This window comes from Pseudomonas sp. Ant30-3 (genome assembly GCF_000690905.1).
Lineage (GTDB): Bacteria > Pseudomonadota > Gammaproteobacteria > Pseudomonadales > Pseudomonadaceae > Aquipseudomonas.
In genome coordinates, this window is sequence record NZ_JMCL01000259.1 from 1 (window position 1) to 715 (window position 715).

The following is a 715-nucleotide window of genomic DNA, read 5'->3' on the forward strand; positions in this document are numbered from 1 at the left end:
CGAAGAATTTCACAACTGCCTCGGCATATCTCTAGACAGCCTGCCGGGTTATGTGGCTGAGACTCTTCGAGCATTAGCCAATGCCCATTCCCCGCTGCCGTCCGATTTCCCACGCCACGCCGCCACCGCGCACCGTCGCGGCAAGTCGCTGCCCCAGTCGCTGTTCAATCACCGGCTTCCACGGCACCAGACTGAACCCCATGCCGTCGTCTAGCATCGCGTAGTGCCCGCTGGCGAGCATGAGGCTGCGCCGGTAGATGCCAGCCACTCGCTGCCCGTCGGTGACGGGCCGATGCGCTAGGCCGATTTCGGCGGCAATATCCTTGGCGGCCTTTGCCAGTTCCCGATTCCGCAGCGTCCCCAGCAGGTTCCGGGCGAGGATCACCCGCTGCCCACGCCGCTGGGCCAGCCCCTGTTCTTCAAGGAAGTCGGCGCGCTGCTGCAAGGCTTCCTTCGTCTCGCCGCCAAAGCCCAGATCGCCCAGCCCCTTGCCGCCACCGATCAACTGCTGGTCCAGCCAGGTCGCGCCGATCACGCGGGCCTGCCGCTCGATGGGCAAGTGCGATTTCAGCTCCACCGCCACGCCGCCCAGGCGCTGTGCGTCGTTCTGGCGGCCACGTTCGGCCAGGTCGTCCGGCACCTTCCATAGTCCATCAGCCACACGTTCCACGATGCCGGCCCGGCGCAGGGCTTCCAGTCGGCGGACATGGGCCGC

At 66.6% G+C, this 715-nt stretch carries 1 protein-coding gene; it reads right to left on the minus strand.

The genetic code is table 11. The annotated features are described in order from the left end of the window. Window positions 1–73 precede the first annotated feature (73 nt). Window positions 74–715 (minus strand): DUF3363 domain-containing protein (locus tag DU29_RS01000000130820; RefSeq protein WP_033051173.1); only part of this gene is annotated, 642 nt, incomplete at its 5' end.